We start from the raw sequence: 16,913 nt of genomic DNA, 5'->3' as shown, positions 1-16,913 counted from the left end.
TGCTTTGTCCCTAAAGGCCGCAAGATAAGGCCCATGTCGATGCCCAATACCAGCACTCCCACATTTACCGTCGAAACGGTCATGGGGCTGTCGCCGCAGAGCATCGCGCAGACACTGCAAGCACAGGCCGCCAGCATCAGCGCGCTGGAGCAGCAGCTCGAATGGTTCAAACGCCAACTCTTTGGCAAGAAGAGCGAGCGCTTTGCACCCTTGCCCGATGCGCAGCAAATGCACCTGGGGCAACTCCTGGGCGACCTCCCTGCCACTGATGCGCCCGAAGCCGACTCCGACTCCAACACCATCCCTGCACACCAGCGACGCAAACCCCGCAGCAACTTTGCCGACGAGGGCACGCCCGCATCGTTCTTTGACGAAACCAAGGTGCCCGTGCACACCATCGAGCTGGCCAACCCCGAGACCAAAGACCTCTCGCCCGATCAGTACGAGGTTGTCAGCCAGAAGGTCAGCCACCGCTTGGCACAGCGCCCCGGTGCCTATGTGGTGCTGAAGTATGTGCGCTCTGTCATCAAGCGCCACGACACGCAAACCCTGCACTGTGCGGGCGCGCCAACAGGCATCATTGAGGGCAGCCGCGCTGACGTGAGCTTGCTCGCAGGCGTTGTTGTTGACAAGTTTGCCTGGCACATTCCGCTGTACCGGCAGCACCAGCGCCTGAGCCAAGCGGGCTTCAAACTCAGCCGGGCGTGGCTGACGCAACTGGCGCAAAAGACCATTTCCCTGCTGGAGCCGATTTACGACACGCAGCTCGAGTCGATCCGCAACAGCCGGGTCAAGGCAATGGACGAGACCCCCATCAAGGCCGGGCGCAGTGGGCCCGGCAAGATGAAGGCGGCCTACTTCTGGCCTGTGTACGGCGAACTCGATGAGGTGTGCTTTGCCTATTGTCACGCGCAGTATGAAAATGACACGAGAACGCGGTGAGGAATTGATACACCTCGACTAACGTGCCAAGCCATCCGAACCATGGATGGGACTGGCAATGATTACGAACGAGGAGTACATGGAACTCAAGGTATTAAGGAAACACAGGCTGAGCTTGCGCGAGATATCGGTGCAAACTGGTATGGCAGTCAACACGGTGCGTAAGTATTTGGAGGGTGGTCCGCCGGCCATGAAGAAACTGCCGGCATGTAAGAGCAAGCTCGATCCATTCAAGGACTACCTGGCTGGACGTATTCAGGCGGCCAAGCCTGATTGGATTCCAGCAACGGTGCTGCAGCGTGAGATTGCCGCACAGGGGTATACGGGCTCCGTGCGCATCCTGCAGGAGTACCTCAAGGAGTTGCGTCCACAGGCGCGCCCGGATCCGGTTGTGCGGTTCGAGACCCAGCCCGGTGAGCAAATGCAGATGGACTGGATCGAGTTCCGCAAGGCTGGGCATAAAGACGGCATGTTGGCGGCGTTTGTGGCAACGCTGGGCCACAGCCGGGCGACCTTCGCGGAGTTCGTCACAGACATGAAGCTGGAGACACTACTGGCGTGCCATGTCAGGGCGTTCGAGAGCTTTGGTGGAGTCACCCGTGAAGTGCTGTACGACAACATGAAGACCGTCATCCTCAAGCGTGACGCCTACGGCAAGAACCTGCACCAGTTCCAGGGTGCCTTTGCTGACTTTGCGCACCACCATGGCTTTGTGCCGCGGGTGTGCAAGCCCTATCGGGCCAAGACCAAGGGCAAAGTCGAACGCATGAATGGCTACATCCGGCGCAGCTTCTGGGTGCCATTGGTGGCGAGTATGAAGCAGCAAGGCTTGGTGGTGGACGCGGACACAGCCAATCGGGAAATGCGCACCTGGCTGCGTGACGTTGCCAATGTGCGGATCCACGGAACCACTGGGTGTGTGCCGGCACTGGCTTTGCAAACTGAGCGCGCACATCTGCTGGCCATCCCCAGCGCCTACAGTGGGCGAACAGTGCGTCAATTACAAAAAGTCACCGGTAGCGGCGCAGCAGTCCGGCCAATTCCAGCCGCGGCATGGCGAGGCCTGCAGCATCCTCTGGCGATGTATGACACGCTGGTGCACAACCAAGCCTCAGCAGGAGGACGACCATGAGCCTGCAAATGGAAAGACTGCGTGAACTGTGTGATCAGCTGCGCCTGCTCAACTTACCCGATCAGCTTGCCCACTTGGGGCAAATGGCGGCCAAGAAAGAGCTGGGGTACCTGGAGTTCCTGGAGCAAGCCTTGCGTGGCGAGGCTCTGGCCAGGGTGGAGAGAACGCGCGCCATGCTCACGCGCATAGCGGGCTTCCCCGCCATCAAGACGCTCGATGAGTTTGACTTCCAGTTTGCCAGCGGTGTGCCCAAAACTCTGGTGCAGGAGCTTGGCAGTCTGGCCTTCGTGGAGCGCAGCGAGAACGTGGTCTTGCTGGGCGCCAGTGGGGTGGGCAAAACCCACTTGGCCATCGCCTTGGGCTACAGGGCAACCCAGGCTGGAATCAAGACGCGTTTCATCACGGCGGCAGATCTGCTGATGACACTGAGCACGGCACTACGGCAGAACACCCTGGAAGAGGCTATCAAACGCATCGTGCGTCCCTACCGGCTGTTGATCATTGACGAAGTCGGGTACCTACCCATGAATCGGGAACAGGCGAATCTTCTGTTCCAAGTCATTGCCAAACGCTATGAAGTGGGAAGTCTCATCCTGACCTCCAATCTGCCGTTTGGGCAATGGGACCAGACATTTGCAGACGATGCAACGCTGACAGCGGCGCTACTTGACCGACTGCTCCACCACGCCCATGTGGTCCCGATCTCAGGAGACTCCTATCGCCTGAAAGATAAGCGGCGTGCCGGTGTGATTGCCGCCAGCAGCAATGCCCTACTCAAACGAAAACGCAGTCACCTTGATACACAGGAGGAGCAAGCAGCCTAGAGGCGCCAAGCAAAGACAAAACAACCAATCACCCCACATAACGGTGTATCAAATCCACGCCGCGTTTGCGTTCCACAGTTGTATCAAATCGAGACTGCGTTTGACACCTATTTCGAGTCGCGCCGCCACGAGCACGTACAGCAGGCATTGGGGCTGCCAGGGGCCACAGATGCCGTGTTGCTCACTGACGGCTATGAGGCCTATGCACGTTACGCTGCCAAGACCGGCATTACGCATGCCCAATGCTGGGCGCACTGCAGGCGTGGCTTCTTTGAAGCTCTAGGGGCCGAGCCACAGGCCGCTGGCCAGGCGCTGCAGCAAATTGGCGAGATTTACGCCCAGGAAGAAGCCATTCGTGAACGTGACCTCTACGGGGATGCCAAACGAGAGCACCGTCTAAGCCACAGCAAACCGCTGGTGCAGAACTTCTTTGAATGGGTGGATTTGCAGTTCGAGCGGCAAGGCTTCCTGCCCAGCAATCCGTTGACCAAGGCATTGGCCTATGCACGCGAGCGCCGCGCGCAACTGCAGGTGTTTCTGGGCGATGCGGATGTGGCCATGGATACGAACCATCTGGAACGCGCCTTGCGCGCGATACCAATGGGCAGGCGCAATTGGTTATTCTGCTGGACGGAGGTGGGCGCCAAGCGCGCGGGCATCATGCAGAGCCTGATCGTGACATGCCGTTTACATGACATTGACCCCTACACCTACCTGGTTGATGTCTTGCAACGCGTAGGCCACCACCCCGCCTCCAGAGTTTCAGAACTGACGCCTCGTCAATGGAAGCAGCACTTCGCCGAGAATCCATTGCGTTCACCATTACACGGTTTGGTAACGTAGGCAATAACGCCGGACAGTGACCGGTTACCCCTGACCGGCGGTGCCGGTAAAGACATTCTGGTGGGTGGCACCGGCGATGACCGGCTGGACGGCGGAGCAGACAAGGACTTCTTGTTTGCCGGTGCAGGCAATGACACCTTGATCGGTGGTGACGGAAACGATTATCTGATCGCCGAAGCCGGCAACGATGTGCTGGAAGGCGGCGACGGTGACGACGTGCTGGTCGGCATGGATGGCAACGACACCTTGCGCGGTGGTGCGGGCAAAGACATGTTGCTGGGCGGTGCCGGGGCTGACTTCCTGCAAGGTGGTGGCGGTGACGACACCTACTTCTACTTCCGTGGGGACGGCAAGGATGAAATCTTCGACAACGCGGAACACCAAGAGGTGTACTACGAAACGGTATATGCGGGGCACTACGACGAAAGGTATGCCAAGGGAGGCAATTGGGTGTTCCACTTCCGCACCGACACAAAGGTCCGGACCGTACAGGACGACGGTGGCAAAGACAGCCTGCAGTTCGGCCAAGGCATCGTACTGGATGATTTGTTCTTTGCGATGTCAGGCGCTGACTTGGTGGTGGGCTTGCGCGAAGAGGCCAACACCTTGCTCGCTGATATGGATGACCAAGTGACCGTCAAACAGTGGAGCAATGCCAAGAACCGTATTGAGACCTTCGGGTTCGCTGATGGTTTGACCCTGAATATGAGCAACATCGATCAAGTTGCCAGTGGCTATGGGGCCAATGACACCCTGACGGGGCATGCGGGTGGCGACTTGCTCTCCGGTGGTGCAGGCAACGACACCCTCAACGGTTTGGCCGGCAATGACTACCTGATTGGTGGCGTAGGCAACGATCAGCTGAATGGGGGCGACGGCAATGATGACCTGTTTGGTGGTGCGGGAGATGACACTCTGGAAGGTGGCGAAGGCGTGGACTACCTGATCGGTGGCTCCGGGGCTGACACCATCAATGGTGGCAACGGCAACGATGTGATCACCGGTGGTCTGGGCAACGATATCTTGAACGGTGGGCGGGGCAACGATGTGTACCACTTCAACCGCGGTGATGGCAGGGACACCATCAATGAAGCGGCATTGGGTACCGAAACAGTGCAACAGTCTTACACCTATACCGAACAGGTGCAGCGGACCCAAACTGACGGCAAGAGCAGCTACCAAGTTTGGGTAAACGAGACCCGTACTGGCTATCGCAGCGTGCTGCGAGCCGTAGACGGTGGCGAAGACACCCTCCAGTTCGGTCGCAACATTGACATCTCCGACATCATGCTCTCGCGCAACGGAAGCGATATGGTGATCTCTCTGCTTCCGCTCACAGGAACGGAAGTCACTGACAGCATCACGATCAAGGGTTGGAATACCCCTGAGTACCGGATTGAGAACCTGCGTTTCATCAACGACTTCGCGGTCGACATTGGCGATATCGCCGATGCCCGCAAAGGTACCGTCGGTAACGACGTCTTGACCGCAGATGCCAACGTGGCCACCTGGCTGGGCGGCGGTGCTGGTAACGACACTCTGACTGGCTCGTCAGCCGCAGATATCTTGCACGGCGCTGCCGGTGCGGACACCTTGAACGGTGGTGCTGGAGATGATGTGTACATCTTTGGTCGTGGGGATGGTAAGGACACCCTGAATGACAGCGGAAGTGCTGGCATCGGGACGGACAAGACCCGCCCGGGCGGTGACAAGCTGCTGTTTGGCAGCAACATCACCATGGAAGACCTGGTGCTCAAGCGCTCTGGCGAAGACATGGTGGTTTACCTGCGGGATCGCAACAACCCGGAAGGTGTCTTGTCGGCATTGACCGACTCGGTAACCATGAAGAACTGGTCGAACACCAACAACCGGGTGGAAGTGTTCCAGTTCTTTGATGGCAAAGACTTTGATGTCTCCGGAATCACCAACACCTATCTGGGCCAGGACGGTGCGGACACCGCGGACACCTTGACTGGCTCCGCGGGTGCGGACTGGATGGATGGCTTTGCAGGCAATGACACCCTGCGCGCAGGTGCTGGCAAAGACTTTGTACAGGGCGGCTCGGGCAACGACTCCATCTTCGGTGAAGCCGATGACGACTTGCTATCCGGCGGTCTGGGCAATGACACGGTGTACGGTGGAACAGGCAACGACATCGTGGTCGGTGACGCTGGCAACGACTCCCTGTTTGGCGACGAAGGCCGTGATGTGCTGGCTGGCGGTAAAGGAGACGACATCCTCAACGGCGGCGCGGGCGATGATCTTCTGATGGGTGATGCGGGCAATGACACCTACCAAGCGAGTGCCGGGTTTGATACCTACCGCTTTGGTTTTGGAGACGGAAACGACACCTATATCGGTAGCGAACAAGCCGACATCAATGGAACTGATGTGATCCAGCTCGAGGACGGGGTGACCAAAGAATCTCTCTGGTTCGAGCGGGTGGGCAACGACTTGACCATGCGCTTGCTGGGTGCGACGGACACCATGACCTTCAAGAGCTGGTACTACAGCGACGACGCCATCAAGCGTGCACAGACCGACACTGCGCAGCGCTACGTGTATGGCTTTGAAGTGGGCGGAGAGCTACTGACCTACAACAAGGTGCAAACCTTGGTGAATGCGATGAATGGATTCACGCCCAATGACGGTCAGTCCGCCTATGGCGTGAATGCGGTTGAGTTGCCGGGCAGTGTGCGCTCTGCCGTGAACTCGGCCTGGGTTGCTGCCGCCTAAGGAGACTTATGAAGCAGAACACCGCGACTACCGCGGGCGCAGCAGCGCCTGCTGTTCAGGCCGACTCCACCAACATGACGATGTTGGGGGAGATCGTGTGGCTGATGGCGCACTCTCCGTTGCACAAGGGTTGGCGCATGGCCAGCATCTTTCAGTGGGTGGTGCCGGCCTTGATGCACAAGCAGTGCCGTCTATACCGCCGCGACGGACGGCCTGTGGCTTACGTGGCTTGGGCCCGTATGTCCAAGGAAGTAGAAGAAGGCTATGTGCTCAATCCCCGCAGCCTGAACCCCAAGGACTGGACCAGCGGCGAGCGTGGCTGGATCGTGGACTGGATCGCCCCCTTCGGTGACAGCGCATTGGTCATGAAAGACCTGCGCGAAGGCTTGTTCAAAGACGAGGTAGGACGGGCATTACGCGTGAAACCTGGGTCTGATGAGATGCAGATCATCTACATCCACGGAGCACAGGCCACTGCTAAAGCCCAGAATCCGAAACTGAATCCTCCCGTGGATCTGGAGGGAGCGTCAAAGCGCGCAGAGCATCGAGCGCAGTTGAACACTCCGGCTCAGGTAGGTTGATTCCTTGAGTACCACGTTAAGTCGCCCCGTCGTCGTTACGGGCTGGGGCGCTGTGTCTGCGTATGGTTGGGGTGTCCAGTACCTTGCTCAGGTGTTTGCTGGTAAAACGGCCATCTCTCGCCACCGACTATGTGAACTCCCGGGTGCGACGGATCTCTGGGCTGCCAAGCTCCCACAAGGTCTGCCAGAAGGGCAGTTTGACCGACGGGTTGAGGATGCGGACCGGGTGACCCAAATGTCCGTGTTCTCGGCTCAACAGGCGGTACAGATGGCGGGCTTGGATCCGCTTGGGGTCGGGATGTTGGCTTGGGGTACCGGCTTCGGTGGTGCAGCCACTCTGGATGATGCCTACCAACGTCTGTACCTTGGCAGACAGGACCTGTCCGGCAGGGTGTCTCCCTTGACCGTTCCCAAAGCCATGAGCCATGCCAGCGCAGCGGGTATCGCATCATGGGCGAAGCTGAGTTGCCCGGTGATGACCTATTCCAACGCGTGCGCATCTTCGGCTGTGGCCATTGGTGAAGCCATGCTGGCCATTGCCCAAGGACGTTGCGACGTGGCGATCGTGGGTGGCTCCGAAGCTTTGATCGTTCCGGGTGTCGTTAAAGCTTGGGAGTCATTGGGTGCGTTGGCCAAACTCAATCCCAATGATCCGAAGGCTGTTTGGCTCGGACCCTTTGAGCAAAGTCGTGAAGGCCTGGTGCTAGGTGAAGGTGCAGCCTGTCTTGTGCTGGAGAGTGAGAGCCACGCGCAAGCGCGTGGTGCCCAGATACTGGCCCATTGCTTGGGCTATGCCCAGGTGAATGATCCTGACTGCGTCACGCACCCCCATGCTGAACCGCAATTACGTTCCATGTACGCCGCACTCCAGCAGGCAGGCGTCCAGACGGATGAGGTGACTTATGTCAACGCGCATGCCACCGGAACAAAAGCGGGTGACGCTTCAGAGATCGAAGCACTCAACGCTTTGTTTGACAAAACGCAAGCTTTGGTGAGTTCTACCAAGGGAGCTACAGGACACTTGATGGGTGCCGCCGGTGCCATGGAAGTCATTCTCTCCATCAATGCATTGCGCCTCAAGAAGTGCCCCCCGAATTTGGGAGTCCAGAAGTTGGACTCCCAAATTCGTTTCAAGGCACCTCTAAAGGCCACGGCGTTGCCGCTATCAGGTGTCTGCCTTTCGAATAGTTTTGCCTTTGGAGGAACGAATATTTCTCTCGTATTCAAAGCCCATGAATGAAATGTCCACAAACCTTACCCGCGACGCGCTTGCCAGGCTGATTTGCGAAACTTTGGCCAAGCGCCTGAAAAAACCAGTCGAAGACATCAGCTTGCAGACCCGCTTTGAGACCCTGCAGATGGACTCATTGGACCTCGCGGAGATGTTCTTTCTGCTGGAGGATGAACTCAAGATGACCATCCCCTTGGACCAGGGCGTGCAGCTTGCATCCATCCAAGACGTCTTAGAGCTGATCCTCTGCTCTATGCAGGTGCCACCTGTTCAAGAAAACGCCTAAGTCACCAAATCATCCCTTCGTTGCTGGAAACCACCTTCAGCAAATCAATACACACATTGCCTAGTTACCAAAATGTTTTCTTCTATCCCCAAGCTCCAAACCTTCGCTTTGACCTCTATAGCGGTCGCACTACTGACCGCCTGTGGTGGAGGTGGCGGTGGAGGAGGAAGTTCTGCATCAAGCGTCCTGTCCGGCATGGTTATCGATGGCTACATTGAAGGCGCCAAAGTTTGTCTGGATGTCAATTCCAACGGGGTATGTGATGCGGGGGAACCGACTGCCACCACTGACAGCGCTGGCAAATACCAACTCTCTCCCGGTAGCATTGATACCACAGGACTGAATGTCATCGCCGAGATTTCTGATTCCGCCAAAGACTCCGATGACGGTGGTCTGACCTTACTGGCGGCCGGCAAGTCGGCATACACCATGGCATCGCCCGCTTCGGAGTCAGCAGTAGTGACGCCCATCACCACGCTGATTGTGGGCAAGGTCAAAACAGACAACCTGTCCACAGCCACGGCAAAAGCGCGTGTGCTGGAAGAACTGGGATTGCCCTCAGACACCAACCCTTATGCAGACCATGTGGCGGCCGGAAACACCATGGTTCATGGTGCTGCACGCCAACTCGCAGCACAACTTCAGCAGGCGCAAAAGGACTTGCCTGTGGGGACCACCCCCCAGGAACGCCTGACAAAACTGCACGATGCGATCAAGGCGATGCAAGACGCAGCCGGATCTATTGCCCTGGAGTCTCAGGATGCAAATCCCCTGAACATGCCGCTCACGCTATCTTCAGTGGCGACAGGCCGCTTGTTCGCTTACAAAATGCCCAGCGCCATGGGCAAGCAAATCAACGCTAGCGCCATGCTGTTCACGCCGAAGTCTGTCATGCCACCCGGCGGCTGGCCACTGGTCGTGTTTGGGCATGGAACAGTAGGCGTTGCCAAAGACTGCGCCCCCAGTGTCACCATGAAGGCCACAGGAAACTGGGGGTATGCGGGTGTGGTGGCGCAGCTGATTTCGCAAGGATATGTTGTAGTTGCCCCGGACTACGAGGGCTTGGGAAGCACCGCCATGGGAGTCGATGCAGGACATCCCTATCTCGATCTCGGGAGTGCTGGTCGATCCATGGCCTTGGCTGCGGTTGGGGCCAAAAAACTGATGACAACACAACTCTCCGGAGCCTGGGCTACGCTGGGTCATTCACAGGGCGGGCATGCAGCCTTGGCTGGCGCACAGTTTGCGGGATTGGCTAAGAAACAAGAGGCTAGTCTTACCTACAAGGGCGCTGTTGCCATCGCTCCGGCATCCAATTTGAAGGCATCACTCAATGCCATGTGGTCAGGCATTCAGACTAACTCCCAGAATCCGGTGAACTACACCACAGGTTACGAGGCAGTAGGGATCAGTAACTTCTATGCGGCCTACGTCGTCAAGGGAACCCAGAGCACGCCGTCATCCGTGACGCCGAGCACTGTCTTTGGCCCCCGTATGCTGGCTGTCTATAACGCCAAAGTGGCCTCCGAATGCTTTACGGAGTTCAGCACTTCGATCTCGAACGATGTCGGCACCTACGCAGTGACGAATGGTGCGACACCTGCGGCCTACACAGGGGTTATCAATTCAGCGATCAATACAACCTATATCGCTGGTGTGTTGAATAGCAATGAACCGGGACAAATGAAACTGCCCGGCAACACCTTGTTGGTTCAAGGCGCTGCAGACACGACCGTGCTTCCATCAAGTACCCAAACCTTGCTGACAACGATGCAATCCAAGGGCTCACAGGTCACATTGAGTCTCCACAGCGGAAACACTGCCACCCATGGTGGCGTGCTCGGAATCCCCGCCGCGCAGACGGCGATCACAAATCACCTGATCGCCATATTTGCGAATGAGCCCAAAGAAAAGAAAACCCTTTTTAGCAGCGGTTTTGTATTTGACTAGGTGGTGTCAAACGCAGTCTCGATTTGATACAGCGGGGGTGCGGCGTCAAACTTGGACTGCCTGGAGGTGAAGCCAAGTTGGGCACGGGGGGAGGCAGGCAAGGCCAAAAGCCATAACCCTGCCGCACAAGCATAGTGAAGCGTGCCGCGCATGGCGGCATGCATTCATTACTACGACGAAGTCAACGAAGACCGATAACCTGGAAACGGTTCAATCGCATGGCCGTGAACTATCTTCCCCGAGTCCGGAATATGCACCCGCACCCCGAGGAACGCTTCTTCGCATCAAATAACCACCAAAACCTCAATGGGTTGGTGCAGGTACGCTAATGAAGCTTTTAGGAGGCAGGCCGCTGCCGAGGACGGTTCTGCTGAACTTTGATTTTTCGGCGACTGGGGAAATTTGTTATTGCGACAGAACTTTTTCACAGGTACCGCTCACTCAATAACCACGCAGCACGGTGCTGGACTCTTCAGCTGATTGTTAACACATAAATCGATTGACGCTGGCTGCGTCAGAAAAGACGACCGCAGGCGAAGTTGCATCTCTTGCCCCAGACTAAATCAAATGGAGATTCTATGCCTAATTTTCCTGAACCCAATTTTAAATTGCGCAAAACAACCGTTATTCCAAGTGACACCCAACCGGAAAACCCACAGATCATACCGGACATACCGGGCATACCGGACATACCGGACATGCTCGAAATCGGACTGGAAGACCCGAGCTATCACCAAAAACTAGAAGAACTGATCAAGAAAAGCGAACTGACCCAACTCGAAGCTCTCGAAGTCCCAGACACTGAATTGAATAGTATAGCAGGTCTTTGCCTTCGGTTTTCCGAAAGCCACCCCCAGGCGATCGGTTCACTGCTATGGGCTCACCAAAATCTCCGCACAGAGACCTTGACACTGTTGGATGCCAACCCGAATATTTCGGAGAGCGCGCAGCTCAGTTTGGCCAAATGTTTCCTCAATGCTGGATTTCGCATTCAGGACCATTTGGGGCTTTCCAAAATAGTCACTGACTTCCTCGAGGAACGCAAAAAACAAACCGATACATACTGGGAAAATAAAACATGTAAACACCAGAGCGATAGCGCATATAGGCGCAAGCCTTTTGGAAAAGACCCAGATGCTTTTAAAAGAGGCGATCCCTTTTTTAGCAATAAGCAAAAATACTCCCTGGATAACTTCAACGGTAAGCTCGTTCCACCTAGAAGTAAAGAACCCATGGTATGCAGGCATTTGGAGCAGGCAGCACAGAAAGATACGAAGGATTTCCTCATCAACATCAAGAATAAGAATGTGAGTAACTTCACATACGATAATCTGGAAAAGCTTTCAGAGCGGAGTGAATTCACCTCGATCATCTTCAGTCCAGGTAACTTCGGTAAACTCATGAACTGACTTGCGCAACGATTGGAGCCCGGCAAAGAACAGTCGTTTTCAGTCACGTACCATACCAGTGGTGGCTGTCATGCGATGAGGGTTTTTCTTAAGCACCTGGACGATGGGAGGATCTATCTGGGTCTCTACGAACCAAATGTTTCAGCGAATGTTAGCCATCTAAAGGTTTTTCCTGAACAGATTGTCGATTTAGACTTCGACAAATTTGATTTCCATGGAGTGCGAATCTGTAACGGTGCGGGCGTGTTGAGTCTCTTTGTACCTAAGGAAGACAAAGACTGGGCAAGAACGTGTGTTGGACACTTCGTCGATCCAGATCTTACGAACCAAGTTTTCTGCCTCTCTGAGGCGCTTACCACGAACAACATCCTGGAAGTGCAGCGCGTGATGGTCATTTTTGGGTTAAAGAAGCCGAAGTTCGGAAAGAAAGGTCTCGAGATACTGGGGTTTGGTTTGTACATGGCACTGCAGAACGGCCATCACTCCGCGGTGAAGGAGTTCCTGTCCGGCCTTAAGGATTTGGGCCTGAGCCAAGAGCAGATCGCCGAGATCGTTTCCGCCAAGACGCGCGAAGGCACTCCTGGGCTCTACATGGCACTGAAGAGGCGCAATTACGACACGGTTAAGAACTACCTGGACGGAATTAGGGACTTGGTTAATAACAAGGTAATTTTATTTGATCGTGCCAGATTGCTGTTGATTGAGGACCACAGGGGCCGCACGAACATCAGAGCAATGGTCAAAAGCAGAAACAATGTGGTTGTTCAGGCGCTGGCCAAGTTAGTTGGAGAGATGTCAACGCACGCTAATTGGGAACAAGCGAAGGAGCTGCTGGGTGATCTGGACAGTGTCAAGGGAGCGAAGCGCTGGTATCGCCTCCGGAATTGGAAGAACTTCGGGTCCTACGACTATCTGCTACGAAATATAGGCATGAAAGACGCACTCACTGAATTCCAAAAAGCAGAGAAATGTTTAAATGAAAAATCTCTCAGACCTAAGCCGTGATCGGTAATCGTCCCCTAGGGAAGGTCTGCATAAGTCAGCCGATGGCGAGCTCATGCGTTAAACGGTCATGAAACAACAAGGCCTTGCCACAGCTGGTTTCGAGTTGGCCACCAAGCGCACTCGCAAGCGTGAGTTCCTTGACGAGATAAACCTGGTGGTTCCTTGGGCGGAATTGGTGGGGCTGATCCAGCCGCACGCGCCGTCTGGCAAGACAGGCCGGCCGCCCTTTGCCGTGGAGACCATGCTGCGCCTTCACTTCATGCAACAGTGGTTCGGCCTGAGCGATCCGGCCATGGAGGAGGCCTTGCACGATGTGCCGCTGTACTGCCAGTTCGCCCAGCTTGACCCGGGCCTGAGCCGCCTGCCTGACGAGAGCACCATCCTGCGCTTTCGCCACCTACTCGAAGAGCACGATCTGAGCCTTCAGATCATGGCCGCCATCAACGCCACGCTGGCCAAGAAGGGCCTGATGCTCAAGACTGGCACGGTGGTCGATGCCACCTTGATCGCCGCGCCCAGCTCGACCAAGAACAAAGAGGGCGAGCGAGACCCCGAGATGCACCAGGCCAAGAAGGGCAACCAGTGGTACTTCGGGATGAAGGCGCACATTGGCGTGGATGCCGACTCGGGCTTGGTGCATAGCGTGATCGGCACGGCTGCCAACGTGAGCGATGTCACACAAGGCCATGGTCTGCTGCATGGCCAGGAGAGCGTGGTGTTTGCCGATGCGGGCTACCAGGGTGCCGGCAAGCGCCCGGAGGCCACCGCTGTCCAGTGGCAAGTGGCCATGCGTCCGGGCAAGCGTCGTGCCTTGGCCAGCATTGGCTGGGGTGCCTTGCTTGAGCAAGCTGAAAAGCTCAAGGCCAGCGTGCGCGCCAAGGTCGAGCATCCGTTTCGAGTGATCAAGCGCCAGTTTGGCCACGTCAAGGTGCGCTACCGGGGTCTGGCCAAGAACACAGCGCAACTGGTCACGCTGTTCGCGCTATCGAACCTGTGGATGGTGGGCAAACGAATTTTGCAGGACCTGCAGGCATGAGTGCGCCCGCAATTCGGGCAAGAGCCCGAATGGGGGCTAAAACATGCCCGTAGAAGGGGAAATTGACGCCAAATTCGGCGGCGGTTTCATCATGTGAACAAGTCCCCCTCAACGGCAGCTCCTGAGGCTGTTGTGCAGACCTTCCCTAGGACAGCATTACAAGCTCGGTCCGAATTGGAGGGGAACTTGGCGAGCCAGAGAATACCGTCATCAGTGCGAACGGAAGCTTTAGGGCGCGCGCCGCCGGCGCTCCCAAGATTCCCGAAGTACATGGCGAGGTCCTTCCCGACGTACTCCTCATTTTCTATGCGGTCCGCTGCTTCCAGAAGGCGCGCCAGGTCCGTCTCAACTGATACCGGTGCCGTGGCCTTGGAATCCCGCGCGAGGCGCACATCTAAGGCGCCCACCCGGTCTGAGCCCGCTTCCAAGAGGTATGCCACCTCAGGCAACTTGTTCGCAGCTACCTTGAGCTTGTTCTCAATGACCCTACGTCCCCACGAATCCGGTGCCGCGTCGCGGATACCTCCGAACTCCGTGAGTCCCGCCAAGACAAAGCGCGGTAATCCCCCCGATAAACCAAAGGACCGAGAAGTAGAATTTTCTAAGAAGGAAGTTCTACGTGAAGAAGTCGAGATTTACGGATAGCCAGATCATGGCTGCATTGAAGCGTGTTGAAGCCGGTTTGCCGGTTCCTGATATCTGTCGTGAGTTGGGGATCAGCACCGCCACGTTCTACAAGTGGCGTGCCAAGTTTGGTGGCATGGACACATCCATGATGGCCCGCATGAAGGAACTCGAAGACGAGAACCGGCGGCTTAAGAAGATGTATCTGGAAGAGAAACTCAAGGCTGTCACGCGCAGTATGAAAATGACACGAGAACGCGGTGAGGAATTGATACACCTCGACTAACGTGCCAAGCCATCCGAACCATGGATGGGACTGGCAATGATTACGAACGAGGAGTACATGGAACTCAAGGTATTAAGGAAACACAGGCTGAGCTTGCGCGAGATATCGGTGCAAACTGGTATGGCAGTCAACACGGTGCGTAAGTATTTGGAGGGTGGTCCGCCGGCCATGAAGAAACTGCCGGCATGTAAGAGCAAGCTCGATCCATTCAAGGACTACCTGGCTGGACGTATTCAGGCGGCCAAGCCTGATTGGATTCCAGCAACGGTGCTGCAGCGTGAGATTGCCGCACAGGGGTATACGGGCTCCGTGCGCATCCTGCAGGAGTACCTCAAGGAGTTGCGTCCACAGGCGCGCCCGGATCCGGTTGTGCGGTTCGAGACCCAGCCCGGTGAGCAAATGCAGATGGACTGGATCGAGTTCCGCAAGGCTGGGCATAAAGACGGCATGTTGGCGGCGTTTGTGGCAACGCTGGGCCACAGCCGGGCGACCTTCGCGGAGTTCGTCACAGACATGAAGCTGGAGACACTACTGGCGTGCCATGTCAGGGCGTTCGAGAGCTTTGGTGGAGTCACCCGTGAAGTGCTGTACGACAACATGAAGACCGTCATCCTCAAGCGTGACGCCTACGGCAAGAACCTGCACCAGTTCCAGGGTGCCTTTGCTGACTTTGCGCACCACCATGGCTTTGTGCCGCGGGTGTGCAAGCCCTATCGGGCCAAGACCAAGGGCAAAGTCGAACGCATGAATGGCTACATCCGGCGCAGCTTCTGGGTGCCATTGGTGGCGAGTATGAAGCAGCAAGGCTTGGTGGTGGACGCGGACACAGCCAATCGGGAAATGCGCACCTGGCTGCGTGACGTTGCCAATGTGCGGATCCACGGAACCACTGGGTGTGTGCCGGCACTGGCTTTGCAAACTGAGCGCGCACATCTGCTGGCCATCCCCAGCGCCTACAGTGGGCGAACAGTGCGTCAATTACAAAAAGTCACCGGTAGCGGCGCAGCAGTCCGGCCAATTCCAGCCGCGGCATGGCGAGGCCTGCAGCATCCTCTGGCGATGTATGACACGCTGGTGCACAACCAAGCCTCAGCAGGAGGACGACCATGAGCCTGCAAATGGAAAGACTGCGTGAACTGTGTGATCAGCTGCGCCTGCTCAACTTACCCGATCAGCTTGCCCACTTGGGGCAAATGGCGGCCAAGAAAGAGCTGGGGTACCTGGAGTTCCTGGAGCAAGCCTTGCGTGGCGAGGCTCTGGCCAGGGTGGAGAGAACGCGCGCCATGCTCACGCGCATAGCGGGCTTCCCCGCCATCAAGACGCTCGATGAGTTTGACTTCCAGTTTGCCAGCGGTGTGCCCAAAACTCTGGTGCAGGAGCTTGGCAGTCTGGCCTTCGTGGAGCGCAGCGAGAACGTGGTCTTGCTGGGCGCCAGTGGGGTGGGCAAAACCCACTTGGCCATCGCCTTGGGCTACAGGGCAACCCAGGCTGGAATCAAGACGCGTTTCATCACGGCGGCAGATCTGCTGATGACACTGAGCACGGCACTACGGCAGAACACCCTGGAAGAGGCTATCAAACGCATCGTGCGTCCCTACCGGCTGTTGATCATTGACGAAGTCGGGTACCTACCCATGAATCGGGAACAGGCGAATCTTCTGTTCCAAGTCATTGCCAAACGCTATGAAGTGGGAAGTCTCATCCTGACCTCCAATCTGCCGTTTGGGCAATGGGACCAGACATTTGCAGACGATGCAACGCTGACAGCGGCGCTACTTGACCGACTGCTCCACCACGCCCATGTGGTCCCGATCTCAGGAGACTCCTATCGCCTGAAAGATAAGCGGCGTGCCGGTGTGATTGCCGCCAGCAGCAATGCCCTACTCAAACGAAAACGCAGTCACCTTGATACACAGGAGGAGCAAGCAGCCTAGAGGCGCCAAGCAAAGACAAAACAACCAATCACCCCACATAACGGTGTATCAAATCCACGCCGCGTTTGCGTTCCACAGTTGTATCAAATCGAGA

12 protein-coding genes and 3 pseudogenes are annotated in these 16,913 nt (G+C 56.6%); all 15 read left to right on the top strand.

What is annotated here, in order from left to right:
• Positions 1-39: 39 nt before the first annotated feature.
• Positions 40-903 (top strand): annotated as a pseudogene (locus tag RAE19_RS18265) (IS66 family transposase); the annotation flags it as partial.
• Between the two features lie 97 nt (positions 904-1,000).
• Complete coding sequence (gene istA / locus RAE19_RS18260; RefSeq protein WP_430962508.1) at positions 1,001-2,074, top strand: IS21 family transposase; 1,074 nt, start codon at positions 1,001-1,003, stop codon at positions 2,072-2,074.
• Positions 2,071-2,898: an IS21-like element helper ATPase IstB gene (gene istB / locus RAE19_RS18255; RefSeq protein WP_313873548.1), complete on the top strand. Its 828-nt coding sequence runs from the start codon at positions 2,071-2,073 to the stop codon at positions 2,896-2,898. Before istA (RAE19_RS18260) ends, istB (RAE19_RS18255) begins: the two co-directional genes overlap by 4 nt.
• A 108-nt stretch (positions 2,899-3,006) precedes the next feature.
• Positions 3,007-3,741, top strand: a pseudogene (tnpC, locus tag RAE19_RS18250) (IS66 family transposase); the annotation flags it as partial.
• A gap of 3 nt (positions 3,742-3,744) precedes the next feature.
• Positions 3,745-6,477, top strand: coding sequence for a calcium-binding protein (locus RAE19_RS18245; RefSeq protein ID WP_313876450.1), 2,733 nt, complete (start codon positions 3,745-3,747; stop codon positions 6,475-6,477).
• An 8-nt stretch (positions 6,478-6,485) separates the two neighbouring features.
• The gene (locus RAE19_RS18240) at positions 6,486-7,058 is read left to right on the top strand and encodes a toxin-activating lysine-acyltransferase (RefSeq protein ID WP_313876319.1); all 573 of its coding nucleotides are present in this window, start codon (positions 6,486-6,488) and stop codon (positions 7,056-7,058) included.
• Positions 7,059-7,110: 52 nt separating this feature from the next.
• Entirely contained in the window at positions 7,111-8,298 is a 1,188-nt protein-coding gene (locus RAE19_RS18235) for a beta-ketoacyl-[acyl-carrier-protein] synthase family protein (protein ID WP_313876449.1), read from the top strand.
• A 1-nt stretch (position 8,299) separates the two neighbouring features.
• Positions 8,300-8,575: an acyl carrier protein gene (locus tag RAE19_RS18230; RefSeq protein ID WP_313876318.1), complete on the top strand. Its 276-nt coding sequence runs from the start codon at positions 8,300-8,302 to the stop codon at positions 8,573-8,575.
• A 72-nt stretch (positions 8,576-8,647) separates the two neighbouring features.
• On the top strand, positions 8,648-10,525 hold the full coding sequence (locus tag RAE19_RS18225) for a hypothetical protein (RefSeq protein WP_313876317.1): 1,878 nt from the start codon (positions 8,648-8,650) through the stop codon (positions 10,523-10,525).
• 578 nt (positions 10,526-11,103) lie between these two features.
• On the top strand, positions 11,104-11,934 hold the full coding sequence (locus tag RAE19_RS18220) for a hypothetical protein (RefSeq protein ID WP_313876316.1): 831 nt from the start codon (positions 11,104-11,106) through the stop codon (positions 11,932-11,934).
• 75 nt (positions 11,935-12,009) lie between these two features.
• Entirely contained in the window at positions 12,010-12,939 is a 930-nt protein-coding gene (locus RAE19_RS18215) for a hypothetical protein (protein ID WP_313876315.1), read from the top strand.
• A gap of 67 nt (positions 12,940-13,006) precedes the next feature.
• The gene (locus tag RAE19_RS18210) at positions 13,007-13,975 is read left to right on the top strand and encodes an IS5 family transposase (RefSeq protein ID WP_313876314.1); all 969 of its coding nucleotides are present in this window, start codon (positions 13,007-13,009) and stop codon (positions 13,973-13,975) included.
• 619 nt (positions 13,976-14,594) lie between these two features.
• Positions 14,595-14,825, top strand: a pseudogene (locus RAE19_RS18205) (transposase); the annotation flags it as partial.
• Positions 14,826-14,921: 96 nt separating this feature from the next.
• A complete protein-coding gene (gene istA / locus RAE19_RS18200) occupies positions 14,922-15,995 on the top strand; it encodes an IS21 family transposase (RefSeq protein WP_430962508.1) in 1,074 nt (357 codons plus the stop codon).
• Positions 15,992-16,819, top strand: a complete 828-nt coding sequence (istB, locus tag RAE19_RS18195) for an IS21-like element helper ATPase IstB (RefSeq protein WP_313873548.1) — start codon at positions 15,992-15,994, stop codon at positions 16,817-16,819. Before istA (RAE19_RS18200) ends, istB (RAE19_RS18195) begins: the two co-directional genes overlap by 4 nt.
• The last annotated feature ends 94 nt before the right edge of the window (positions 16,820-16,913 follow it).

Source organism: Rhodoferax potami (assembly GCF_032193805.1).
Lineage (GTDB): Bacteria > Pseudomonadota > Gammaproteobacteria > Burkholderiales > Burkholderiaceae_C > Allorhodoferax > Allorhodoferax potami_A.
This window is presented reverse-complemented; position numbering and strand designations above follow the sequence as displayed.

Coding starts and splice junctions, on each gene's coding strand:
- RAE19_RS18215 (WP_313876315.1), top strand. CDS start 12,010: ATGAGGGTTTTTCTTAAGCACCTGGACGATGGGAGGATCTATCTGGGT.
- istB (WP_313873548.1), top strand. CDS start 2,071: ATGAGCCTGCAAATGGAAAGACTGCGTGAACTGTGTGATCAGCTGCGC.
- istB (WP_313873548.1), top strand. CDS start 15,992: ATGAGCCTGCAAATGGAAAGACTGCGTGAACTGTGTGATCAGCTGCGC.
- RAE19_RS18240 (WP_313876319.1), top strand. CDS start 6,486: ATGAAGCAGAACACCGCGACTACCGCGGGCGCAGCAGCGCCTGCTGTT.
- istA (WP_430962508.1), top strand. CDS start 14,922: ATGATTACGAACGAGGAGTACATGGAACTCAAGGTATTAAGGAAACAC.
- RAE19_RS18220 (WP_313876316.1), top strand. CDS start 11,104: ATGCCTAATTTTCCTGAACCCAATTTTAAATTGCGCAAAACAACCGTT.
- istA (WP_430962508.1), top strand. CDS start 1,001: ATGATTACGAACGAGGAGTACATGGAACTCAAGGTATTAAGGAAACAC.
- RAE19_RS18225 (WP_313876317.1), top strand. CDS start 8,648: ATGTTTTCTTCTATCCCCAAGCTCCAAACCTTCGCTTTGACCTCTATA.
- RAE19_RS18230 (WP_313876318.1), top strand. CDS start 8,300: ATGTCCACAAACCTTACCCGCGACGCGCTTGCCAGGCTGATTTGCGAA.
- RAE19_RS18210 (WP_313876314.1), top strand. CDS start 13,007: ATGAAACAACAAGGCCTTGCCACAGCTGGTTTCGAGTTGGCCACCAAG.